Raw genomic sequence first — 19,347 nt, forward strand, 5'->3', positions numbered from 1 at the left:
GGTAGCGCCCGCATACACGCCCGGCCCGTTCCCCCGCGGGCCGGGCGTTCGGGTCCGGGGCGGACAGCGGGCCTACCGCTGCGCTCCGGACCCTCCTCCCGCCACGGTCGCCAGATAGAGCCGCACGTAGCGCCGTACGTCCACGTCCAGCCCGACGTCCACCAGGCACTGCGCGCGCGTGCCCTCGTGCAGTTCGGACTCGCCGATCCGGGGGCGGCGGTCGACCACGGTCTGGCCGCGGGCCGGGCCGGGGCCCAGGGAGACCTCGACGGGGAGCCGGTGGGTGGTCAGGCCCTCCGGATCGACGACCGCGCACAGCGCACCCGCGTCGCCGAGCCCGCCCGCGTCCTCGGTGGGGTCGTCGGGGACGCTGCCGGGTGTCGCGGGCCGGTGGGCCAGCAGGTCACCGGCCAGCCGGGCGCCCGGTTCGGTACTCGCGCGCAGCCCGCGCACCTCGGCCGCCGGGACGACGACCCGGTGGAACACGTCCAGGCCGTACATCGTGATCGGCACCCCCGCGGTGAGCAGGATCGCGGCGGCCTCCGGATCGTGCCAGACGTTGAACTCGGCCACCGGGGTGGCGTTGCCGGCGCCCGCCGCGCCGCCCATGAACACGATCCGCTCGATGTTGCGGGTGACCTCGGGATGCGTCCGCAGCAGCAGCGCGATGTTGGTCAGCGGGGCGGTGGGCACCAGGGTGACCGGGCGCGGGGAGGCGAGGATCTCGCGGCGCAGCAGGGCCACCGCGCCCACGTCCGCCGGGAGGCGCCGCGGGGCGGGCAGGCCGAGGTCGCCCATACCGTCGTGGCCGTGGACGTGACGTGCGGAACGCGGCGCCTCGATCAGCGGGCGCTCGGCGCCCCGGGCGACCGGAATACCGGGCGCGCCCGCCTGTTCCAGCACGGTGAGCGTGTTGCGGACGACGCCGTCCACGTCCGTGTTGCCGGCCACACAGGTCACCGCGCGCAGGTCGATCCCCGGATGGCGGACGGCGAACAGCAGGGCCAGGGCGTCGTCGACACCCGTGTCGCAGTCGATGATCACCGGGATGGGCAGACGGTTCGGCACGGCGCGTACTCCTTCGGGGCGGGGCGGGGCGGAGAAAAGCCAGGAGCGGGGACCAGGGGCAGGAACCACGGACGGGGACCACGGACAGGAACCACGGACGGGAACCACGGACGAGAAGGGAACACAAAGGTGACACAGCGGAGCCGCGAAGGGGGCGGGGACGGCTTCCCCCGCGCGCTCACCCGGACGGACCGCCGCGCTGGTGGGGCGGGCGGCTCGGTGGTGCCGTAAGAGCACGTCCCGACCCTGGGCGAGCAGAACACAGCCGCAGCCCGGCTCCACCAGGAGGCACCCCCGATGACGCACGCCCAGGCCGCCGCCCGTGCCCTTCTCGCCTCCGCGCTGTCGGTGTCCGCGCTGCTGACCACGGCCGCCTGTTCCGTCGGCGGGCAGGACGGGACGGTGGTGCCGTCGGCCGTCTCCACCCCGGCTCCGGCCTCGCCGTCCTCCGCCGCGCCGGCCGTCGAGCAGCCCTCCGCGTCACCGCCCGACGCCGGGCTGAGCGAGGAACAGGTCCGGGCCGCACTGATCACGGAGACGGACCTGGGACAGCCCTGGGTGCCGACGCGGGGCGCGGCGACCTGGCGGGACGGGCTGCTCAAGGCGAGCACGAAGAACGCCGACTGCCGGCGTCTGCTCGACGTCCTCTACACGGAGGAGCTGTTCGGCACGCCGACCGGACCGCGGGCCGTGGTCACCCTGGACGACGCCTACAACGGCGCCCAACTGCGCTACCAGGTCGCCGCGTACCGGCCCGCCGACGTGGACCGCACACTGAAGTGGCTCGGCGGACTGCCCGAGAAGTGCGGGGAGTTCAAGGCGACGACCAAGCGGGACGGCGTGCAGGAGGCCGAGGTCGACGCGCTGCGGCTGCCGGAGATCGGGGACGCCCGGCAGGCGTTGCGGGTCAGCATGACCGGCAAGGCGCCCGACGGGGAGTCGACACATCTCACCCTGGACGTCGCGGTGGTCCGCATCGGCGAGGACACCATCACCCTCACCAACGGCGGCTTCGGCGAGGTTCTTTCCGAACTCACCCAGGTGATCGCGGAGTTCGGGGCGGACCGGCTGGCGGAGATCAGGAAGCAGGGGCGCGCGGAGGTCTGACCGCGTTCCGGTCACCCCGTTCCGGTCACCCGGTTCCGCTCAGCCCAGACGGTCCACGGCCTCCTTGGCCTCGGCCAGGCCCGCTCCGGTGGCCTCGCGGTAGGCCTTGACCGCCTGGATCCTCTTGCCCTCCCGCACGAGCGCGACGATCTCCTCCCGGCGCGGGACCTCCTCGTGCAGGTCCAGGTGCTCGAGTACGAGGTCGAGCTTGCGCTCGAGACGGGCGGCACGGCGGTCGGCCCGGGAGATCTCGACCTTGATGGTCAGAATGCCGAGGAACACTATGAGGAAGGCGACCATGTCCATTCCGGCAGCTTAGGCAACCGGGGCGGCACTTTCCGAAGGGTTTCGGCTTCTGCGCTTCCGCTCAGACCGGGGGCTGGGCGGGGGCCGACCCCAGGGTCGTGGTGCCCGGGGCCGCGCGGTGGCCGAGACCGGTGCGATAGGCGTCCAGGGCGGCCTCGACGCGGCCGGTGCGGCGGAGCAGGTCGCCGAGGAGGCGGCACAGGTCGGCCAGGTCGCCGGCCGCCCCCGCACGCTCCAGCAGGCCCATCGCGCGGACGTAGTGCTCCTCGGCCTGCTCGGTGTCGCGCACGTCCTCGGCGATGATGCCGAGCAGCCGGTGCGCCGCCGCCGCGTGCACCGCGCCCCGTTCGGGGGAGAGACCGCCGAGCACGTCCCGCAGCAGGCCGGCCGCCTCCCGCGAACTGCCGCGCCGGTGCAGTACGTCGGCCAGCTCCACGGTGACCTGACTGCTGTAGAGGACGGCACGGGTGGCCGACAGCATCTCCAACGCCTGACGCAACTCGCCTTCCGCCAGATCGAGTTCGCCGTTCTGCGCATACACGTACCCGCGCATCCAGTGGCAGTTGGCGAGCTCCGTACGCAGGCGCAGTCCGCGGTACAGCTCGGCCGCCTTGGCCAGCGAGGCGTCGGCCTCGGCGATCCGGCCCTCGGCGAGCAGGGTGCGGGCGACCGACCGGTGCATGCGCGCCACCAGCGCCGGGTCACCGGCCTGCGGGGCGAGCGTCAGTGCGAGCTCCGCCGCCTGGGCGGCACGCGCGTGTGCACCCATGTCCATGTACGGGCCGATCACGCTGGCGTAGAGCAGCAGCAGCGCGTCCGGGTCGTGCAGCCCGGACCGGTTCAGCTCGTCGATGGTGGACTCCAGCAGGTAGACCGCGTACCGGAGTTCGCCCGCGAGGTAGTGCGCGACGGCCCGTCCGCGCAGCGCCGGCACCCGGGCCGGCAGCGGGGCGTCGGCGAGACGTTTCTCTGCCCGTTCGAAGTACTCGCGGCCGGGCTCCAGTTCACCGGCCTCCAGCGCGCACTCACCGAGCCCGAGCAGCGCGGCGGCCTGCTCCTCGGCGAGGTCCTGCGCCTCGGCCTCGGCGAACAGCCCGGAGTACTGCCGCACCGCCGCCGCGGCCTCACCCAGGGCGAGGGAGCGCTGGGCCTCGGTCAGCCGGAGCCGTAACTCGGTGACGAGCCGCGCCGAACGCCCGGTCGCCAGTTCGTCGAACGTGACTCCGAGCCGGTCGGCGAGATGCCGCAGGGCGTCGTCGGAGGGCCGCACCCGTCCGGCCTCCAGCGTGGAGACGTAAGCAGGGGTGTACACCGGCTCGGCCAGCTGTTTCTGGGTCAGCCCGCACTGCACGCGCAGCCGCTGCACCCGGCGCCCGATGACGTCCGGATCGTCACGCTCCCCCACCGCCAACTCCCCCTGTGCCTCTTGCCGTTCGAGACCGACAACCCCTAGGTTAAACCGCGGATTAAACCCGCTTAACCCGTCGCTGTTGCGAGGTCGCCGTGCTGGAACGCATTCGCACCACCAGGCGTTACGCCAGAGGCTTCGTCGCGGCCGTCGCCGCGGTCGTCGCACTGGTCCTGGCAGCCAACGCGGGCCCGTCCAAGGCCACCCACGCCGAGGAGTCGGAGCAGCGCACCACGGCCCCGGTGGAGGCCGCCGTCCGCTAGGGTCCGTCAGCTCTACGTCTGCAACTGGCTCAGCTGCCGCCATACGTGCTCCAGGGCCCCCTGCTGCCGTCCGGGCACGCGGGCGCGCAACTCCGCCAGCAGTAAGCCGAGTTCACGGGCCCGTACCGGATCCTCGATCCGGCCCCACTGGTGGTGCGCCCGGTCCACGGCCGTCTCGACGACGGAGGCGTCCACCGCCTGGCCGGTGTTCAGCCGTGCGGCGGCCACCGTCAGCCAGGTACGGCAGCTGAGCGCCGCGTCCCCGGCCAGCATCGCCAGATCGGCACGGACCTCGGCCCAGTGCAGCGCCTCCTCGGAGGCGGGTCCGTACGCGAGGACGGCACTGTGCTCGTGCCGCGCGGCGAGCGCGTCGGCGTCCGCGTGGCGGCCGGACCGCACGGCCGCCGTGATGGCCGCGTGCGGGTCCCCCGGGGCGGGCCCGGACCCGCATCGCGCCAGGACGAGACCGGGGTGCGCGCTCTCCGCGGCGACCCGGGTCAGCGCCTGCTGGTGCAGTTCCTCGTTCGACGGACGCCGTCCGCTGCGCAGCAGCGTCGCGACCGCCTTCATGTACGCCGGCACCGCGACCGTACGACGGGAGGGCGGCGGCGCGACGCGGCCGTACACGGCGGTGTCACGGCCGGAGTCGAGCACGAACGACGTCGGCGGGGCCGGCACCGGGGTCTGCGGGAGGGGCTGCTGGTGGGGCAACAGCCGGGGTGTCCGCGGGGAGCACAGTGCCTGCCAGGTCTCCGGGTCCGCGTACAGGTCGAGTATCAACGTCGTGGCGCCCGGGGGCCGCAGCCGCAGCTCCTCCCGGAACCAGTGCCACGGGAACGCCGTGTAGCGCGCGGTCGACGCGGTGGTGCGGGCCAGCGCCAGATGGGGCAGGCGCTGGCGGCGGTCGAGCAGCAACTGTCCGGCGACGTACACGGTGAGCGGGCCGGGAGCGGTCGCGGCGGCGCGCAGCCGGGTCAGGACGGCCTGCGGCTCGAGCGGGTCGGCGAGTTCGACGACGTTCGCGGTGTCCGTGCCGGACAGCACCGCGGGCGGTACGGCCGCGAGGACGGGAAGCACCGACGCCGCGTCCACCAGCCGCCCCCGTCCCAGCGGCGAGGCCGCCAGCAGCAGCACGGTCCCGGGCGTGGTCCCTGACACGGTTCCCTCCCTCTGTCGATCACCCGGTCGATCGGCCTGTCGATCGCCCCGTCGATCACCCAGACCAGCACCGTAACCGCTGTGGCTCCCGCCGGGGGGCTCAGATCCGTGAACGTCCCCCTTCGGGACGTCCGCCCGCGGGCGCGCGGATTCGGCGGACGGCGAAGACGGTCGTGTCGTCGGTCAGCCGGCCGCCGGTGTGCCGGAGCGTCCCCTCCCTCACGAAGGCGGTCAGCCGGTCCGGTTCGGCGAGGCCCGGGTCCCGCGTGACCGCCCGCGCCACCTCCTCGGCGAGCCGGTAGAACGCCCCGTGGGCGTCCCGCGCCTCGGTCACCCCGTCGGTGACCATCAGCAGCGTCTCGTCGGCGGCCAGCGGCAGCCGGTGCACACGCACCGGAGCGGGGTCCAGCTCGCGCAGACCCAGCGGAAGACCACCGGTCACGGCCAGCGACCGTACGCTGCCGGGCCCCACGACCAGCGGTGGTTCGTGGCCGAAGACGACGGCCTCCACCGTGTCGGAGGGGGCCGTGGGGAAGCCCAGCAGCACGGCGGTGGCGAAGCGGTCGACCTCGGCCCGGCCGAGGGCCCTGGTGTAGTCCCGGTGAGACCGCATCCGCTCCTCCAGCCGCTCGGCGACGGTCGTCAGCCGCGGCTCGTGGCAGCCCGCCTCGCGGAACGTGCCGAGCAGCACCGACGCCGTCTCGACCGCGCCCAGCCCCTTGCCCTGGACGTCCCCGACGAGGACCCGGGTGCCGTACGGGCCCGGCTGGATGTCGTAGAAGTCACCGCCGACCCGGGCGCCGACCTCCGGGCTGAGGTAGACACCCGCGTGCTCCAGGCCGCCCCAGAGCGGCGGCAGGGGGCGCAGCACCGTACGGCGGACCGTGTCGGCCACGTCCCGCATGTACAGCGCGCGCCGTTCACCACGCACCCGGACCGCGCACGCCAGCGTCGCCAGGGCACCGCCGACGGTGACGAGGATGAAATCGGGCAGCCCCGTCTGGAACTGGTGCGGCCAGGCGCTGTCGACGACCGAGAAGGTGCCGATCGCGAGCGCCGCGAGCACGATCGTGCCCCACACCCCGCAGATCGCGGCGGCGATGCCCGGCACCAGCACGATCCAGGAGATGATCCGGAACTCTCCACCGGTGTGGTAGTCGGCCACCGCGATGACGACCAGCAGCAGGAGCGGCGGCACCCAGGCGACACCGCGTCCTCGTACCCGCAGCATTTCGTACCGGTGCACGGCGTCCCCGCGACCGGCCCGGGAGTACCGGTCGTCTCCCTTGCTGCCCTGGTGCACCGCCCCAGCGAAGCACGCGGCCGTACGGCACGCATCCGGTCGGTACGCCGACTTGCCGACGGCCCCGTACCGGTGTGCTCTGGAGGAGCAAGCGAGGAGAAGCCCGTCCAGGGGAAGCTGAGAGAGGAGCACTCTCATGGCTCATGCGGCACCCGGACCCAGGACCGTGAGCAGGCGGCCCGGCACGATCCACCTCTTCAGCGACCGGACCCACCGCGTCGCCAAGCTGGCGGTGCCCGTCGTCCTCGGGCTCGTCTACGGCTACTGGGCGGCGGCCAACGCCCGCTACGGCGGGCCCATCACCGGTTGGAACGTCCTGTTCGGGTTCCTCACCGCGCTGGTGTTCGCCGTCCTGTACGCGGCCCTGCTGAGCGTCGCACCGAAGCTGCGCCGCGAAGCGCACGCGGTGTTGTGGGGCGCCTTCTCCGGCATCGCGGTCGGCTTCCTCGTCAACCAGTCCCACACGAGCGTGCTGCGGTCGGCGGCGCTGGGGGTGGCGACCGCGGTGGTCGTCTTCGCGTTCCTGTTCTACCGCTACTACACGCACGAGGACGCGAAGGGCCACCGCATCGAGTGACACGGCCTCGTCCGCCCCGGCGGCCTCCTTCGCGGCGGCCGTCGGCTCCTTCGCCGCTGTCTCCGGTCCGGCGTCGGGGGCGTCCGGCACGGGGGCGGGTGATCCGGGCACTCCTGGCATCCGGGTACTCCGGATGCCAGGAGTGCTCGCGCGTCCGGCCGTCGACACCTTGGCTGGAGAGATGTCTCCCGCCGCCGAACCGCCCCGCCGCGAGCCGGCCCCCGCACGCCTGCGCAACGCCCTGTCGGCGGTGCTCGTCGCCCTGGCGTGCCTGCTCGTGCCCTGCGGCGCGCTCGCGGCCTGGGCGGCGTACGGGCTGGCCGACACCGGGCGGTACGTCGACACGATGGCACCGCTGGCCGCCGACCCCGGTGTACGCGACGCGGTCGCCGAGGCCGTCGGGGACGAGGTCCTGCGGGAGCTGGACCCGGGGCCGACGCGCAGCACGTTCGAGCCGTTCGTACGGGAGGCGGTCCGCTCGTTCACCCGCACCGAGGCGTTCGCCACGGCGTGGGAGGCGGGGAACCGGGCCGTCCACGACGCCGTCCTGCGCGCCCTGCGCGACGAGCGGGCGGTCCCGGGCCCGGTCACCGTCGACCTCGCGCCCGTCACCGCCCGGGTGAAGCAGCGACTCGTCGCCGATCACATGCCGTGGGCCGAGCGCATTCCGGTCCGGCACACCGAGGTCGCGGTGGTGCCGGCGGGGGAGGTGGCCGGGCTCCGGCAGGGGTACCGCGTCCTGGACGCCGCCGCCCTCCGGCTGCCGCCGACGGCCGTCGTCCTGGACGCCGTCGGGATCGCCGTCGCCGTCCGCCGCCGCCGCGCGGTCACCACGACCGGGCTCGGCATCGCGCTGGGCGGCGGTCTGCTCGCCGTCGCCGTCGTCATCGGCCGCCACCTCACCCTGGCCGACCTGCCCGAGCGGGCCCACCGGCCCGCGGCGGGCGCGGTGTACGACGCCCTCACCGCCGCGTTGCGCACCGCGTCCTGGCTGTTGCTCGCGCTGGGCCTGGCGGTGGCCCTCGGCTCCTGGCTGACCGGGCTCCGCGGTCGTCGCACCGCCCGGCACGGCAGCCGTGCCCTGCGACGCGGCGGAACGACGGCGTCTCCCACGGCCGCCCCGCCCCGGGCGCGGGTCTGAGCACGGATCGCCGCAACCTCCCGTCGTGCGCCCTCGTCCTTGAGGGAGGATCTCCGTGCATCCCGGTGCATCCCACCCGCGAGCGGAAGGCCGGACGTTGGACACTGCGACTGCCGAGTGGGCGGCCACCGAGGACGGCGCCGGACGCCACGGCGGCGGGCGGCGGTTCGGCGCGTGGTGTGCGGCGCTGCTCTTCGCCGGGGTGAGCGTCGTCGTCGGCTGCCGGACCGTCGGCACCGACGGCATCACCCCGGTGCCCCAACTGCTCGCGTTCCTGCCCTGGCTGCTCGTACCCACCGCCGCCGGGCTGCTGTGCACCGTGCTCGCCCGGTGGTGGACCGGCGCGGTGTGGGGCGTCGCCCTGCTCGGGCTGCTGGCCTGGTTCATCGAGCCGTACGGGAAGACCGGCGAGCCCGTCGGGCCCCCCGTCGCCGAACTGCGGGTCATGACTTCCAACGTCGAGTTCGGCCGGGCCGCCGAAGGGCTGGTCGACGCCGTGCTCCGGGAGAAACCCGACCTGGTGTTCGTCCAGGAGTGCGAGTACACCTGCGACGCGGTGCTGAAGCGGGAGCTGACGGCCGCCTATCCGCACCGGCGGGCCGTGGCGGGCGGCGGCTCCGAGGGCTCCGTCATCCTCAGCCGCTTCCCGCTCGAGGGCACCGACGGCGTCCCCGGCACCATGGGCATGCCCGGCGCCGTCGCCGACGTCGACGGGCACGCGGTACGGCTCCAGCTCGCCCACCCCATGCCGCCGCTCCCCGGCCAGGTGGACGTCTGGCAGCGCGAGCTCGGCAGGCTGCGCGACGCGGCCGCCGCGGACCGGACGACCCCGACGGTGCTCGCCGGGGACTTCAACGCCTCCCAGGACCACGCCGCCTTCCGGCGCATCCTCGACACCGGCCTCAGCGACGCCGCCCGGCTGGACGGCTCGTACCGGATTCCGACCTGGCCGGCCAGGACCACTCCGACGTTCGGCGCCCAGATCGACCACGTGCTGGTGTCCGAGCGGTTCGCCGCGGACCGGGCCCGCTTCCTCGACCTCGCCGACACCGACCACCGGGCGCTGGTCGTCGACCTGACGCTGCACCGCGGCGGCTGACCCGGACCCGGCCCCCACCGCGCCCGGAGACGGCCGGGGTGCGGGCCCCCACGGGGGCCCGCACCCCGGCCGTGTGCGTACCGGTGTCCGCCGACCCGGTGTCCGCCGGCGACGGCGTCAGACGCCGATGTCCTGCCCGTCGGCACGCCACACGGCGACCACGGACGGCCGGACGTACGTGCCGGGTCCGTCGGGCCAGCTGCTGCCCGGGTTGTCGACCGACGCCCCGTCCACCTCGCCCGGGTGCTGCACGGCGATCAGCACCCGCCGGTCCTGGATGATCGGGCCGCAGGTCTCCGCGCCCCTCGGCACGGTCAGGAACTGCTTCAGCTCACCGCGCCGCTCCCCGCGCGTGGCGACGCCGAAGAGCCCGTCGTGCGAACCGAGGGCGGCGCCGTCGGTGGAGATCCACAGGTTGCCGTGGTCGTCGAAGGCGACGTTGTCCGGGCAGGAGATGGGGCTGACGGAGTCCTTGGGGAAACCGGCGAAGTACGTCGCCGGGTCCTGCGGGTCGCCCGCCACCAGGAACAGCGACCAGGCGAACTTCGTGCTCTCCGGCCGGTTCCAGCGCTCGGTCAGCTCCAGGACGTGGCCGTGCTTGTTGGCGTTGCGGGGGTTGGCCTCGTCCGCCTTGGGGTTGGCGTCGACACCGCGCCGGGAGTTGTTGGTGAGGGCCACGTACACCTTGCCGGTGACCGGGTTGGGCTCGACGTCCTCGGGCCGGTCCATCTTGGTGGCGCCCACCTTGTCGCCGGCGAGGCGCGTGAAGACGAAGACCTCCTCGGCCGTCATGCCCTCGACGTGCGAGACGGCGCCGTCGGCGGTGGCGGTGGCCAGCGGGATCCACTGGCCGCTGCCGTCGAACTCGCCGTCCTTCGGAAGCTTGCCGGTGCCGTCGATCTCGATGGCCGGCGAGTCACCGGTCAGCTTGGCGACGTACAGGGTGCCCTCGTCGAGCAGCGTGAGGTTGTGCTCGCGCGCGGCCCGGCTGTCGCCGTTCCTCATCGGCTTGCTGCCGACGAACTTGTAGATGTAGTCGAACCGCTCGTCGTCACCGGAGTAGATGACCGGCCGACCGTCGTGCGTCAGCCGCACGGTCGCGGCCTCGTGCTTGAACCGGCCGAGCGCGGTGCGCTTGCGCGGGGTGGAGTCCGGGTCGTACGGGTCGAGTTCGACGACGTACCCGAAGCGGTGCACCTCGTTGGGCTCCTGCGCGAGGTCGAAGCGCTTGTCGAAACGCTCCCACTTGCGGTCGGTGGCACCGGTGCCGACCCCGTACCGCTTGTCGGTGGCGCTGCTGCCGTTGGCGAAGTACTGGTTGAAGTTCTCCTCGGCGTGCAGCGTGGTGCCCCACGGGGTCGTGCCGCCGGCGCAGTTGTTGAGGGTGCCGAGCACCTTGGTGCCGCTCGGGTCGACGGAGGTCTTCACCAGGTCGGACCCGGCGACGGGACCGGTCAGGCGGAACTCCGAGGTGGCCGTGAGACGCCGGTTGAGGTGGTGCCGGGTGACGGGCGTCAGCTTGCCGCTCTTCTTGTCCTCCTCGACGACGACCACCACGAGCCCGTGCGCGGCCCAGGCGATCTCCACCTGCTCACGGGTGGGGTTCTCGGAGTCGTAGTCGCGGAACATGAGGATCTCGTCGGTGTACTCGTGGTTGGCCACGAGCACCTGCCGTCCGCGCTCACCCTTGAGGGGGAGCAGCGCGAGGAAGTCGACGTTGTATCCGAACTGCCCGGCCTGCGCCGCGGCGGTCTGGTTCTCGGGATCGAAGGCGGGCGCTCCGCGCAGGATGGGCTCGCCCCAGCGGATGACGACGTTCTGGTCGTAGCCCGCCGGGACGGTGACGGTGTCTGCGGTGTTGGGCGGGACCGGCGTGAACCGCAGACCGCGGGCACCCTTCGCCTTGTTGTTGCCGTGGCCGTGGCCCTTCCCGGCCGCGGGCGCAGCCTGGGCCTCGGGGGCACCGGCGAGGCTGACGGCGCCGGCACCGGCCGCGACGACCGTGACGGCGGCGGCGGCCCGCATCATCGAACGGCGGCTGAGGGCGTCGGAGATGACGTCACCGACGTACTCGTTGGAGCTGGTGTTGGGCACCTCGTGGAAGCAGGCGTCACCACACCGGAAACGACAGGTCATGGCGGACCGGCCGCCGGGATGCGAACCGGACGGCGTTCCGATCAACGGCAGCAGCTTGCGCACGTGTTCTCTCCTTGGAAACCCGGGGTGTCAGCGTGACCATAGGGACACATATGTGCGGTAGCCGGGCGCCGGAGTGAACGGAGAGTGAACCTGCGGCAGCATGAAGGGAGTTGCCGGAATCACGGCACGATGGCCCGCTCGGGCCGGATGCCGCCCTTGACAAGTGCGACGCCCGACACCCGACCCTACCCAAGATCACCCACAAGGGCCGCTAACCTTACGTGTCCGTCCTGGCCAGGGATTGACGGGCTACAACTCATGCGAAGGGTTGCGCACATGGGCATTCTCACTCTCCTGCGGAACGCGTTCGGTCGGTCACGCAGGGCGAGCACCGCAGAGGCGGAGGGTGCGACGCCGGTCGCCGGAACGGACGGTGCGGAACAGCCCGCCCGTGCGGACGAGGCGACCGCGGCCACCCCGACGCCGCCCGATCGGACCGACGAGCCTGCCGCGGCCGCGTCAGCGGCCCCGAGGCTTCCGTCCCCCTCCCCCGAACCGACACCCACGCCGACGCCGACGCCGAAGGCCGAAGTCTCCGTCCCGGAACCCCGCACCGACGAACACGACCTCGTCTCGGCGGCCTTCGACAACGTGACGCCCCCGACCCCCACCGCCCCGGCCCCCGAGCCCGAAGCGGAGGTCGAGGCCGAGGCAGCCGAGCCCGAGGCCAAGCCCGAGCCCGAGGCCAAGACCGAGCCCGAGGCGAAGACCGAAGCCAAGCCCGAGCCCGAGGCCAAGACCGAGGCCAAGACCGAGCCCAAGGCGGAGGTCGAGCCCGAGCCTGAGGCGGAGGCGGAGGTCGAGCCCGAGCCTGAGGTCACCCCCGAGGCGAAGACCGAGGTCAAGCCCGAGGCCGAGGTCACACCCGAAGCCAAGGTCAAGCCCGAGCCCGAGGTCACACCCGAAGCCAAGGTCAAGCCCGAGCCCGAGGTCACACCCGAAGCCAAGGTCGAGCCCGAGCCCGAGGTCGAGCCCGAGGCGGAGGTCACCCCGGAGGCGAAGACCGAGGTCGAAGCGGAGGCCGAGGTCGGACCCAAGGCGGAGGCCAAGCCCGAAGCCAAGCCCGCACCCGCACCCGAGCCCGAAGCTGAGGCCGCACCCGCACCCGCACCCGCAGCTGAGGCAGCACCCGAGGGCGCGGCCGAGGCAGAGAGCGCGCCCGAGGCCCCCGAGGCCGAGGTCACGGCGGCACCCGTAGCCGAGCCGGCGCCTCAGCCCGAGGTCACGGCAGAGCCGGAAGCGAAGCCCGAGCCCGAAACCGAGCCGGAACCTGCGACGGCCGCCGCCCCGGAAGCACAGCCGGAACCGGAGCCCGCACCCGCCGACGGCGAGGACACCCCGCAGGGGCCACTCGCACCCGACGACGAAAGCCGCACGGGTGGTGCGGGTGGGAACCACACCGAGGCCGAAGCCGAGGCCGAGCCGACCACCCCCTCGCTGCCGCAGGCACTCACCACCGCCCACACCGCCGCCGCCACCACCCTCGCGGAGCACGACCTCACCGGCACCCGCGCCGCCGTCTACCTCGTGCTCGACCGCTCCGCGTCCATGCGCCCGTACTACAAGGACGGCTCCGCACAGGCCCTCGCCGAGCAGACCCTCGCCCTCGCCGCCCACCTCACCAGCGACCCCGAGACCACCACGGTCAAGGTCGTCTTCTTCTCGACCGAGGTCGACGGCACCGGCGAGCTCACCCTCACCGACCACGAGAACAAGATCGACACCCTGCACGCCTCCCTCGGCCGCATGGGCCGGACCAGCTACCACGCGGCCGTGGCCGAGGTCCTCGCCCTGCACGACAAGGCCGCCCCCGCGGGCACCCCCGCCCTGGTGGTCTTCCAGACGGACGGCGCCCCCGACGCGAAGACCCCCGCCACCCAGGCCCTCACCGAGGCGGCGAAGACCCACCCCGCGGTCTTCTTCTCCTTCGTCGCCTTCGGCGACCCGGAGAACAAGGCCTTCGACTACCTCCGCAAGCTCAAGACGCCGAACACTGCCCACTTCCTGGCCGGCCCGTCCCCCCTGGAACTCACCGACAAGGAGCTCTACGAGGCCGTCCTGAAGTCCTGGCGCCCGTAGCCCCACGGGGGACACCCCCGGCACGTCCCGCGCCGCCCGCTTCTCAGCACGTAGAACGAGAAGCGGGCGGCGCACCCGTGTCGGCTACGATTTGAAGGTTCCGTACGTTTCGACCTGGGAGCAGCCACCGATGGCTCGACACCTCATCACCAGCGCCCTTCCCTACATCAACGGGATCAAGCACCTGGGCAACATGGTGGGGTCCATGCTCCCGGCGGACGTCTACTCCCGTTACATGCGCCAGCGCGGCCACGAGGTCCTGTACATCTGCGCGACCGACGAGCACGGCACCCCCGCCGAACTGGCGGCGAAGGAGCAGGGCCTCCCGGTCGACACGTTCTGCGCGCAGGCTCACGACGCGCAGAAGGCGGTCTACGACGGCTTCAACCTCGCCTTCGACCACTTCGGCCGCAGCTCGTCGCCGCAGAACGTCGAGATCACCCAGCACTTCGCCCGCCGTCTGAACGAGAACGGTTTCATCGAGGAGCGCTCGATCCGGCAGGTCTACAGCCCGGCCGACGGCCGCTTCCTCCCGGACCGCTATGTGGAGGGCACCTGCCCCCACTGCGGCTACGACAAGGCCCGCGGCGACCAGTGCGAGAACTGCACGCGCGTCCTGGACCCGACCGACCTGCTCGACCCGCGTTCGGCGATCTCCGGCTCCACGGACCTGGAGGTCCGCGAGACCAAGCACCTCTTCCTCCTCCAGTCGAAGCTCCAGCACGAGGTCGAGGAGTGGGTCGCCCGGCACGAGGAGGAGTGGCCCCATCTGGCGGCCTCCATCGCCCGCAAGTGGCTGACCGAGGGCCTGCACGACCGTTCGATCACCCGCGACCTGGACTGGGGCGTCCCGGTGCCGGCCGACACCTGGCCGGAGCTGGCGGCCGAGGGCAAGGTCTTCTACGTCTGGTTCGACGCCCCGATCGAGTACATCGCCGCGACGAAGGAGTGGGCGGACTCCGCGCCCGAGGGCGAGACGCGGGACTGGAAGTCCTGGTGGTACGAGGCGGACGACACCGTCCGTTACACGGAGTTCATGGCGAAGGACAACGTCCCCTTCCACACGGTGATGTTCCCGGCCACCCAGCTGGGAGTCCGCGAGCCGTGGAAGAAGGTCGACTACGTCAAGGCCTTCAACTGGCTGACGTACTACGGCGGCAAGTTCTCCACCTCCCAGAAGCGGGGCGTCTTCACCGACCAGGCGCTGGACATCCTCCCGGCGGACTACTGGCGGTACTTCCTCATCGCCAACGCGCCCGAGTCGGACGACTCGTCCTTCACCTGGGAGCACTTCACCGCCACGGTGAACAAGGACCTGGCCGACACCCTCGGCAACTTCGTCAACCGTGTCCTGTCCTTCTCCAAGAAGCGCTTCGGCGAGGAGGTCCCGGCGGGCGGCGAGCCCGGCGAGGCGGAGACCCGGCTCGGTGAGGAGATCGCGGGGCTCCTCGCGGAGTACGAGTCCCAGATGGAGGCGAAGCAGTTCCGCAAGGCGGCGGCCTCGCTGCGCGCCCTGTGGTCCGCGGGCAACTCCTACCTGGAGGAGAAGGCCCCCTGGCTGGAGATCAAGACCGACCAGGACGCCGCCGCCCTCACCCTGCGTACGGCGATGAACCTGATCCGCCTGTACGCGGTGGTGTCGGAGCCGTTCATCCCGACGACGGCGGCGGCGATGCGCCAGACGTTCTCCCTCGCCGACGACACGGCGACCTGGGTCACCGCCGAGGAGGCCCGCGCTCTCACCTCGGTCCCCGCCGGCACCCCCTTCACCGTCCCGCCGGTTCTCTTCGCCAAGCTGACGGACGAGGACCTGGAGGCGTACAAGGAGCGCTTCGGCGGCGAGCCGGAGTCCGCGTAACGACCGCGCACCACCGACGTCAGGGCCCGGGAACAAAGGTTCCCGGGCCCTGACGCGTCCGTTAGCGTCGCGGGTACGACCACTCACGCAGGGGGAGCGCCCATGGCACTGTTCGGCAACGCGCACAGCATCGACCCGGCGTCGGCTCAGCAGGACTACGCCCGCCTCCTCGGCCACGGCGAGCAGGTGCACGCTGCCTACCTGCTGATCCGCGACACCATCCTCTTCACCGACCGACGCCTCATCCTGATCGACAAGCAGGGCATCACCGGCAAGAAGACCGAGTACCACTCGATCCCGTACCGCAGCATCACCCACTTCGCCGTCGAGACCGCCGGCCACTTCGACCTCGACGCCGAGCTGAAGATCTGGATCTCCGGCACCCCGGCCCCGGTGGAGAAGACCTTCACCAAGGGCGTCGACATCTACGAGGTCCAGGCCATCCTCACCCAGTTCGTGGCCCGCTGACCCGAGCATCCGGGAGCAGGTCAACACCCCGCCTCCCTGGAACGTTTCTCCAGCTCCCGAACGGGTGAATGCCTCTGCATATGCCCCACGCCGGGATCATGGGCCCGCCAGGCTCACTCCCATGGTCACATCGACACATGAGGTCTCCCACCGGCTCTTCCAAGAGCACCCGGAAGCCCTCACACCCGTCTTCGAGGCGCTGCGGCTTCCCCCACCCGTGCGGGAGGACTTCGGCGAAGTCTCCACCGACGCCACGGAGATCCGGCCCCTCGAGCGCCGCATCGACACGGTGCTCAAGTTCGAGCCCGACATGGGGGAGAGCTTCCTGCTCGCCGTCGAGTCCCAGACCAAGGTGGACCCGGACAAGGCGAGAAGCTGGTCCTACTACGTCGCCTACCTGAGCGCGAAGTTCGACATGCCGGTGCTGCTGGTAACCGTCTGCCGGGACCGGGCCACGGCATCCTGGGCGACGGGTCCCTTCGAATGCGCCGTGGGTCCGTGGTCGACCCAGACCACACGCCCGTTCGTCCTGGGACCGCAGACCGTCCCGAAGGTCACCGACGAGTCGGTGGTGGCCCGCCAGCCGGCCCTGTCGGCGCTCTCGGCCATCGTCCACAGCGAGGACCGCAGGGCGGACGCCATACTGGAAACGGTGGCCCGCGGATTGGCGTCCTTCCCGTCGAGCATCATGGCGTACTGGTTCGAGCTGGTGGAAATCGGTCTGGAGAACACTCCGTCCAAGAAGAAATGGAGAGAGCTGATGGGCGTCGGCACCCAATTCCCGGGAAGCGGAACCCTGATCGAGGAGTCGTACCTGGGAGGCAAGGCCGAAGGCAGGGCCGAGGGAAGGGCCGAAGGCAGGGCCGAGGGAAGGGCCGAGGGAAGGGCCGAAGGCAGGGCCGAGGGAAGGGCCGAAGGCAGGGCCGAGGGAAGGGCTGAGGGAAGAGCTGAGGCCATCCTGCGTGTGCTGGAGGTGCGTGGGATCACGGTCTCCGACAGCGTCCACGAACGCATCACCACCTGCACCGACCTCGACACGCTCACCGCCTGGTTCGATCGCTCCTTGACGGCCACCACGGTCGAGGACGTCCTCACCGAGAGCCCGAACGCGTCGGCAGACACCTCCGAACAGCAATGAAGACGTGCCGCGTGATGCAGGACCCGGAACTGAAGGCGGAGTTCTGGGACGTCTGTACCGCCCTGTTCAAAGCCGTGATCAGGGGACTTCCCACGGATGCCGCCAGAACGATCTTCCGTGAAAGGTTCACGGATATCGGTGGCCGCGCGGGCATGCCCCCCGAAGAAATCGATCACATGTGCCATCTCTTCAAGCTCTGGCTCCAGAGGTGCATGGACGAGTACGCAAAGAAGTACCCAGAGGAAAACGTGAAAACGTCAGAAACAGCCTGAACCCGTCCTGAACGACGGCGAGGGCCCGGAACCTGATGTCGGACATCGGTTCCGGGCCCTCGCCGCTGTGGACTACTTCGGCTGCGGCTTGCGCACCGAAAGGTGGAGTTCCTTCAGGCGGGCCTCGTCCAGTTCCGTCGGCGCGCCCATCATCAGGTCCTGGGCGTTGCCGTTGAGCGGGAAGGCGATGGTCTCGCGGATGTTGGGCTCGTCGGCGAGGAGCATCACGATGCGGTCGACGCCGGGCGCGATGCCGCCGTGCGGCGGGGCGCCGAAGCGGAACGCGCGCAGCATGCCGGCGAACTGCTCCTCGACGGTGTCGCGGTCGTAGCCCGCGATCTCGAAGGCCTTGAGCATGATCTCCGGCTCGTGGTTCCGGATCGCGCCGGAGGACAGTTCGACGCCGTTGCAGACGATGTCGTACTGCCAGCCCAGGATGTCCAGCGGGTCCTGGGTCTCCAGGGCCTCCAGACCGCCCTGCGGCATGGAGAAGGGGTTGTGGGAGAAGTCGATCTTCCCTGTGTCCTCGTCCTTCTCGTACATCGGGAAGTCGACGATCCAGCAGAAGCGGAAGACGTCCTCCTCGAAGTGGCCGGCCCGCTTGGCGGCCTCCACCCGGACCGCGCCCATGATCTTGGAGACCTCGTCGAACTCACCCGCGCCGAAGAACACCGCGTGCCCGGCAGTGAGCCCCAGCCGCTTGGTCAGCTCCGCGACGTTCGCCTCGGTCAGGAACTTCGCGATCGGGCCGGTCAGTGAACCGTCCTCGGTCACCCGCACCCACGCCAGGCCCTTCGCGCCCTGCGCGACGGCGTAGTCGCCGAGCTGGTCGAAGAACTTGCGCGGCTGAGCGGAGACGTCCGGCACCGGCAGCGCACGGACGTGCTTGCCGGCGAACGCCTTGAACTCCGAGCCCTCGAAGACGTCGGTGATGTCGACGAGCTCCAGCTTGGCGCGCAGGTCCGGCTTGTCGGAGCCGTACTTCAGCATCGCCTCGCGGAACGGGATCCGCGGGAACGGCGAGGTCACGTGCCGTCCGTTGCCGAACTCCTCGAAGAGCTCGGTCATGAGCTTCTCGATGGGCTGGAAGACGTCCTCCTGCTCGACGAACGACATCTCCACGTCGAGCTGGTAGAACTCGCCCGGCGAGCGGTCCGCGCGGGCGTCCTCGTCGCGGAAGCAGGGCGCGATCTGGAAGTAGCGGTCGAAGCCGGAGATCATCAGCAGCTGCTTGAACTGCTGCGGGGCCTGCGGCAGCGCGTAGAACTTGCCCGGGTTGAGACGCGACGGGACGACGAAGTCGCGGGCACCCTCGGGGGAGGTGGCGCTGAGGATCGGCGTCGCCATCTCGTTGAAGCCCAGTGCCGTCATCTTGTGGCGGATGGCCGAGATCACCGACGTGCGCAGCAGGATGTTGCGGTGCATGCGCTCGCGGCGCAGGTCCAGGAAGCGGTACTCCAGGCGCCGCTCCTCGTTGACCCCGTCCTCGGTGTTGATCGTGAAGGGGAGGGGGGCCGCCGCGCCCAGCACCTCGACCTCGCCGACCTCGACCTCGACCTCACCGGTCGGCAGCTCGGCGTTGACGTTCTCCGTGCCACGGGAGACGACCTTGCCGTCGATCCGGACGACGGTTTCCTTGGAGAGCCGGTCGAGGGTCTCGTAGGAGGGCGTGCCCGGGCGGGCCACGAGCTGCGTGATGCCGTAGTGATCGCGCAGATCGATGAACAGGATGCCGCCCAGGTCGCGCCGATTGTGCAGCCAGCCGCTCAACCGGACGTCGGTGCCGACGTCAGTGGCGCGGAGCTCGCCGCAGGTGTGGGACCTGTACCGATGCATCGTCGTTCATCCAGCCTTCGCGGATCGGGGTCTTGGTGTCGGGGTCTTTGTTTCACGTGAAACTCCC

Annotated in this window: 17 protein-coding genes; 10 read left to right on the forward strand and 7 right to left on the reverse strand. The window is 71.5% G+C overall.

The features are described 5' to 3' along the window. Positions 1 to 72 precede the first annotated feature (72 nt). Positions 73 to 1,068 carry a nucleoside hydrolase gene (locus JL475_RS02705; protein WP_202274745.1) on the reverse strand — a complete coding sequence of 332 codons (996 nt, stop codon included), beginning with the start codon at positions 1,066 to 1,068 and terminating at the stop codon, positions 73 to 75. Positions 1,069 to 1,365: 297 nt separating this feature from the next. Here JL475_RS02705 and JL475_RS02710 point away from each other — a divergent pair, with 297 nt between their 5' ends. Next, positions 1,366 to 2,175, forward strand: coding sequence for a hypothetical protein (locus JL475_RS02710; RefSeq protein ID WP_202274746.1), 810 nt, complete (start codon positions 1,366 to 1,368; stop codon positions 2,173 to 2,175). A gap of 39 nt (positions 2,176 to 2,214) precedes the next feature. Here the strand turns inward: JL475_RS02710 and JL475_RS02715 are convergent, their stop codons facing one another. Both JL475_RS02715 and JL475_RS02720 read right to left on the reverse strand, forming a co-directional pair. Then, the gene (locus JL475_RS02715; RefSeq protein ID WP_202274748.1) at positions 2,215 to 2,481 is read right to left on the reverse strand and encodes a hypothetical protein; all 267 of its coding nucleotides are present in this window, start codon (positions 2,479 to 2,481) and stop codon (positions 2,215 to 2,217) included. A gap of 61 nt (positions 2,482 to 2,542) precedes the next feature. Next, complete coding sequence (locus tag JL475_RS02720) at positions 2,543 to 3,886, reverse strand: helix-turn-helix transcriptional regulator (protein ID WP_202274750.1); 1,344 nt, start codon at positions 3,884 to 3,886, stop codon at positions 2,543 to 2,545. A gap of 98 nt (positions 3,887 to 3,984) precedes the next feature. On the opposite strand from JL475_RS02720, the gene JL475_RS02725 reads away from it, so the two are divergent. After that, the gene (locus JL475_RS02725; protein WP_202274752.1) at positions 3,985 to 4,152 is read left to right on the forward strand and encodes a hypothetical protein; all 168 of its coding nucleotides are present in this window, start codon (positions 3,985 to 3,987) and stop codon (positions 4,150 to 4,152) included. Positions 4,153 to 4,164: 12 nt separating this feature from the next. On the opposite strand, the gene JL475_RS02730 is transcribed toward JL475_RS02725, so the two are convergent. Together JL475_RS02730 and JL475_RS02735 are read right to left on the reverse strand one after the other, a co-directional pair. Beyond that, positions 4,165 to 5,310 (reverse strand): hypothetical protein, encoded by a 1,146-nt coding sequence (locus tag JL475_RS02730; protein ID WP_202274754.1) that lies wholly within the window; start codon positions 5,308 to 5,310, stop codon positions 4,165 to 4,167. Between the two features lie 100 nt (positions 5,311 to 5,410). Further along, positions 5,411 to 6,541, reverse strand: a complete 1,131-nt coding sequence (locus JL475_RS02735; protein WP_202275351.1) for a PP2C family protein-serine/threonine phosphatase — start codon at positions 6,539 to 6,541, stop codon at positions 5,411 to 5,413. 208 nt (positions 6,542 to 6,749) lie between these two features. On the opposite strand from JL475_RS02735, the gene JL475_RS02740 reads away from it, so the two are divergent. From JL475_RS02740 to JL475_RS02750, 3 genes are all read left to right on the forward strand, one after another. Beyond that, a complete protein-coding gene (locus tag JL475_RS02740) occupies positions 6,750 to 7,190 on the forward strand; it encodes a hypothetical protein (protein ID WP_202274756.1) in 441 nt (146 codons plus the stop codon). A 181-nt stretch (positions 7,191 to 7,371) separates the two neighbouring features. Next, positions 7,372 to 8,331, forward strand: coding sequence for a hypothetical protein (locus tag JL475_RS02745; protein ID WP_237406100.1), 960 nt, complete (start codon positions 7,372 to 7,374; stop codon positions 8,329 to 8,331). Between the two features lie 97 nt (positions 8,332 to 8,428). Continuing rightward, positions 8,429 to 9,430 carry an endonuclease/exonuclease/phosphatase family protein gene (locus tag JL475_RS02750; RefSeq protein ID WP_202274758.1) on the forward strand — a complete coding sequence of 334 codons (1,002 nt, stop codon included), beginning with the start codon at positions 8,429 to 8,431 and terminating at the stop codon, positions 9,428 to 9,430. Between the two features lie 117 nt (positions 9,431 to 9,547). Here JL475_RS02750 and JL475_RS02755 read toward each other — a convergent pair whose 3' ends face one another. Beyond that, positions 9,548 to 11,629 carry a PhoX family phosphatase gene (locus JL475_RS02755; protein WP_202274760.1) on the reverse strand — a complete coding sequence of 694 codons (2,082 nt, stop codon included), beginning with the start codon at positions 11,627 to 11,629 and terminating at the stop codon, positions 9,548 to 9,550. A 276-nt stretch (positions 11,630 to 11,905) separates the two neighbouring features. Between JL475_RS02755 and JL475_RS02760 the strand changes: the two genes are divergently transcribed. The 5 genes from JL475_RS02760 to JL475_RS02780 all read left to right on the forward strand — a co-directional run bounded on the left by JL475_RS02760 (position 11,906) and on the right by JL475_RS02780 (position 17,444). After that, the gene (locus JL475_RS02760; protein WP_202274761.1) at positions 11,906 to 13,708 is read left to right on the forward strand and encodes a VWA domain-containing protein; all 1,803 of its coding nucleotides are present in this window, start codon (positions 11,906 to 11,908) and stop codon (positions 13,706 to 13,708) included. A gap of 130 nt (positions 13,709 to 13,838) precedes the next feature. Then, positions 13,839 to 15,566, forward strand: a complete 1,728-nt coding sequence (gene metG, locus JL475_RS02765) for a methionine--tRNA ligase (RefSeq protein ID WP_202274763.1) — start codon at positions 13,839 to 13,841, stop codon at positions 15,564 to 15,566. 102 nt (positions 15,567 to 15,668) lie between these two features. Continuing rightward, complete coding sequence (locus JL475_RS02770; protein ID WP_202274765.1) at positions 15,669 to 16,034, forward strand: PH domain-containing protein; 366 nt, start codon at positions 15,669 to 15,671, stop codon at positions 16,032 to 16,034. Positions 16,035 to 16,155: 121 nt separating this feature from the next. Beyond that, positions 16,156 to 17,172 (forward strand): hypothetical protein, encoded by a 1,017-nt coding sequence (locus JL475_RS02775; protein WP_202274767.1) that lies wholly within the window; start codon positions 16,156 to 16,158, stop codon positions 17,170 to 17,172. Between the two features lie 11 nt (positions 17,173 to 17,183). Continuing rightward, positions 17,184 to 17,444, forward strand: coding sequence for a hypothetical protein (locus JL475_RS02780; RefSeq protein WP_202274769.1), 261 nt, complete (start codon positions 17,184 to 17,186; stop codon positions 17,442 to 17,444). Between the two features lie 72 nt (positions 17,445 to 17,516). Here JL475_RS02780 and aspS read toward each other — a convergent pair whose 3' ends face one another. Then, positions 17,517 to 19,280: an aspartate--tRNA ligase gene (gene aspS / locus JL475_RS02785; protein WP_202274780.1), complete on the reverse strand. Its 1,764-nt coding sequence runs from the start codon at positions 19,278 to 19,280 to the stop codon at positions 17,517 to 17,519. Positions 19,281 to 19,347: the final 67 nt, after the last annotated feature.

It is taken from the genome of Streptomyces sp. M2CJ-2, from assembly GCF_016757295.1.
In the GTDB taxonomy this organism is placed as follows: domain Bacteria; phylum Actinomycetota; class Actinomycetes; order Streptomycetales; family Streptomycetaceae; genus Streptomyces.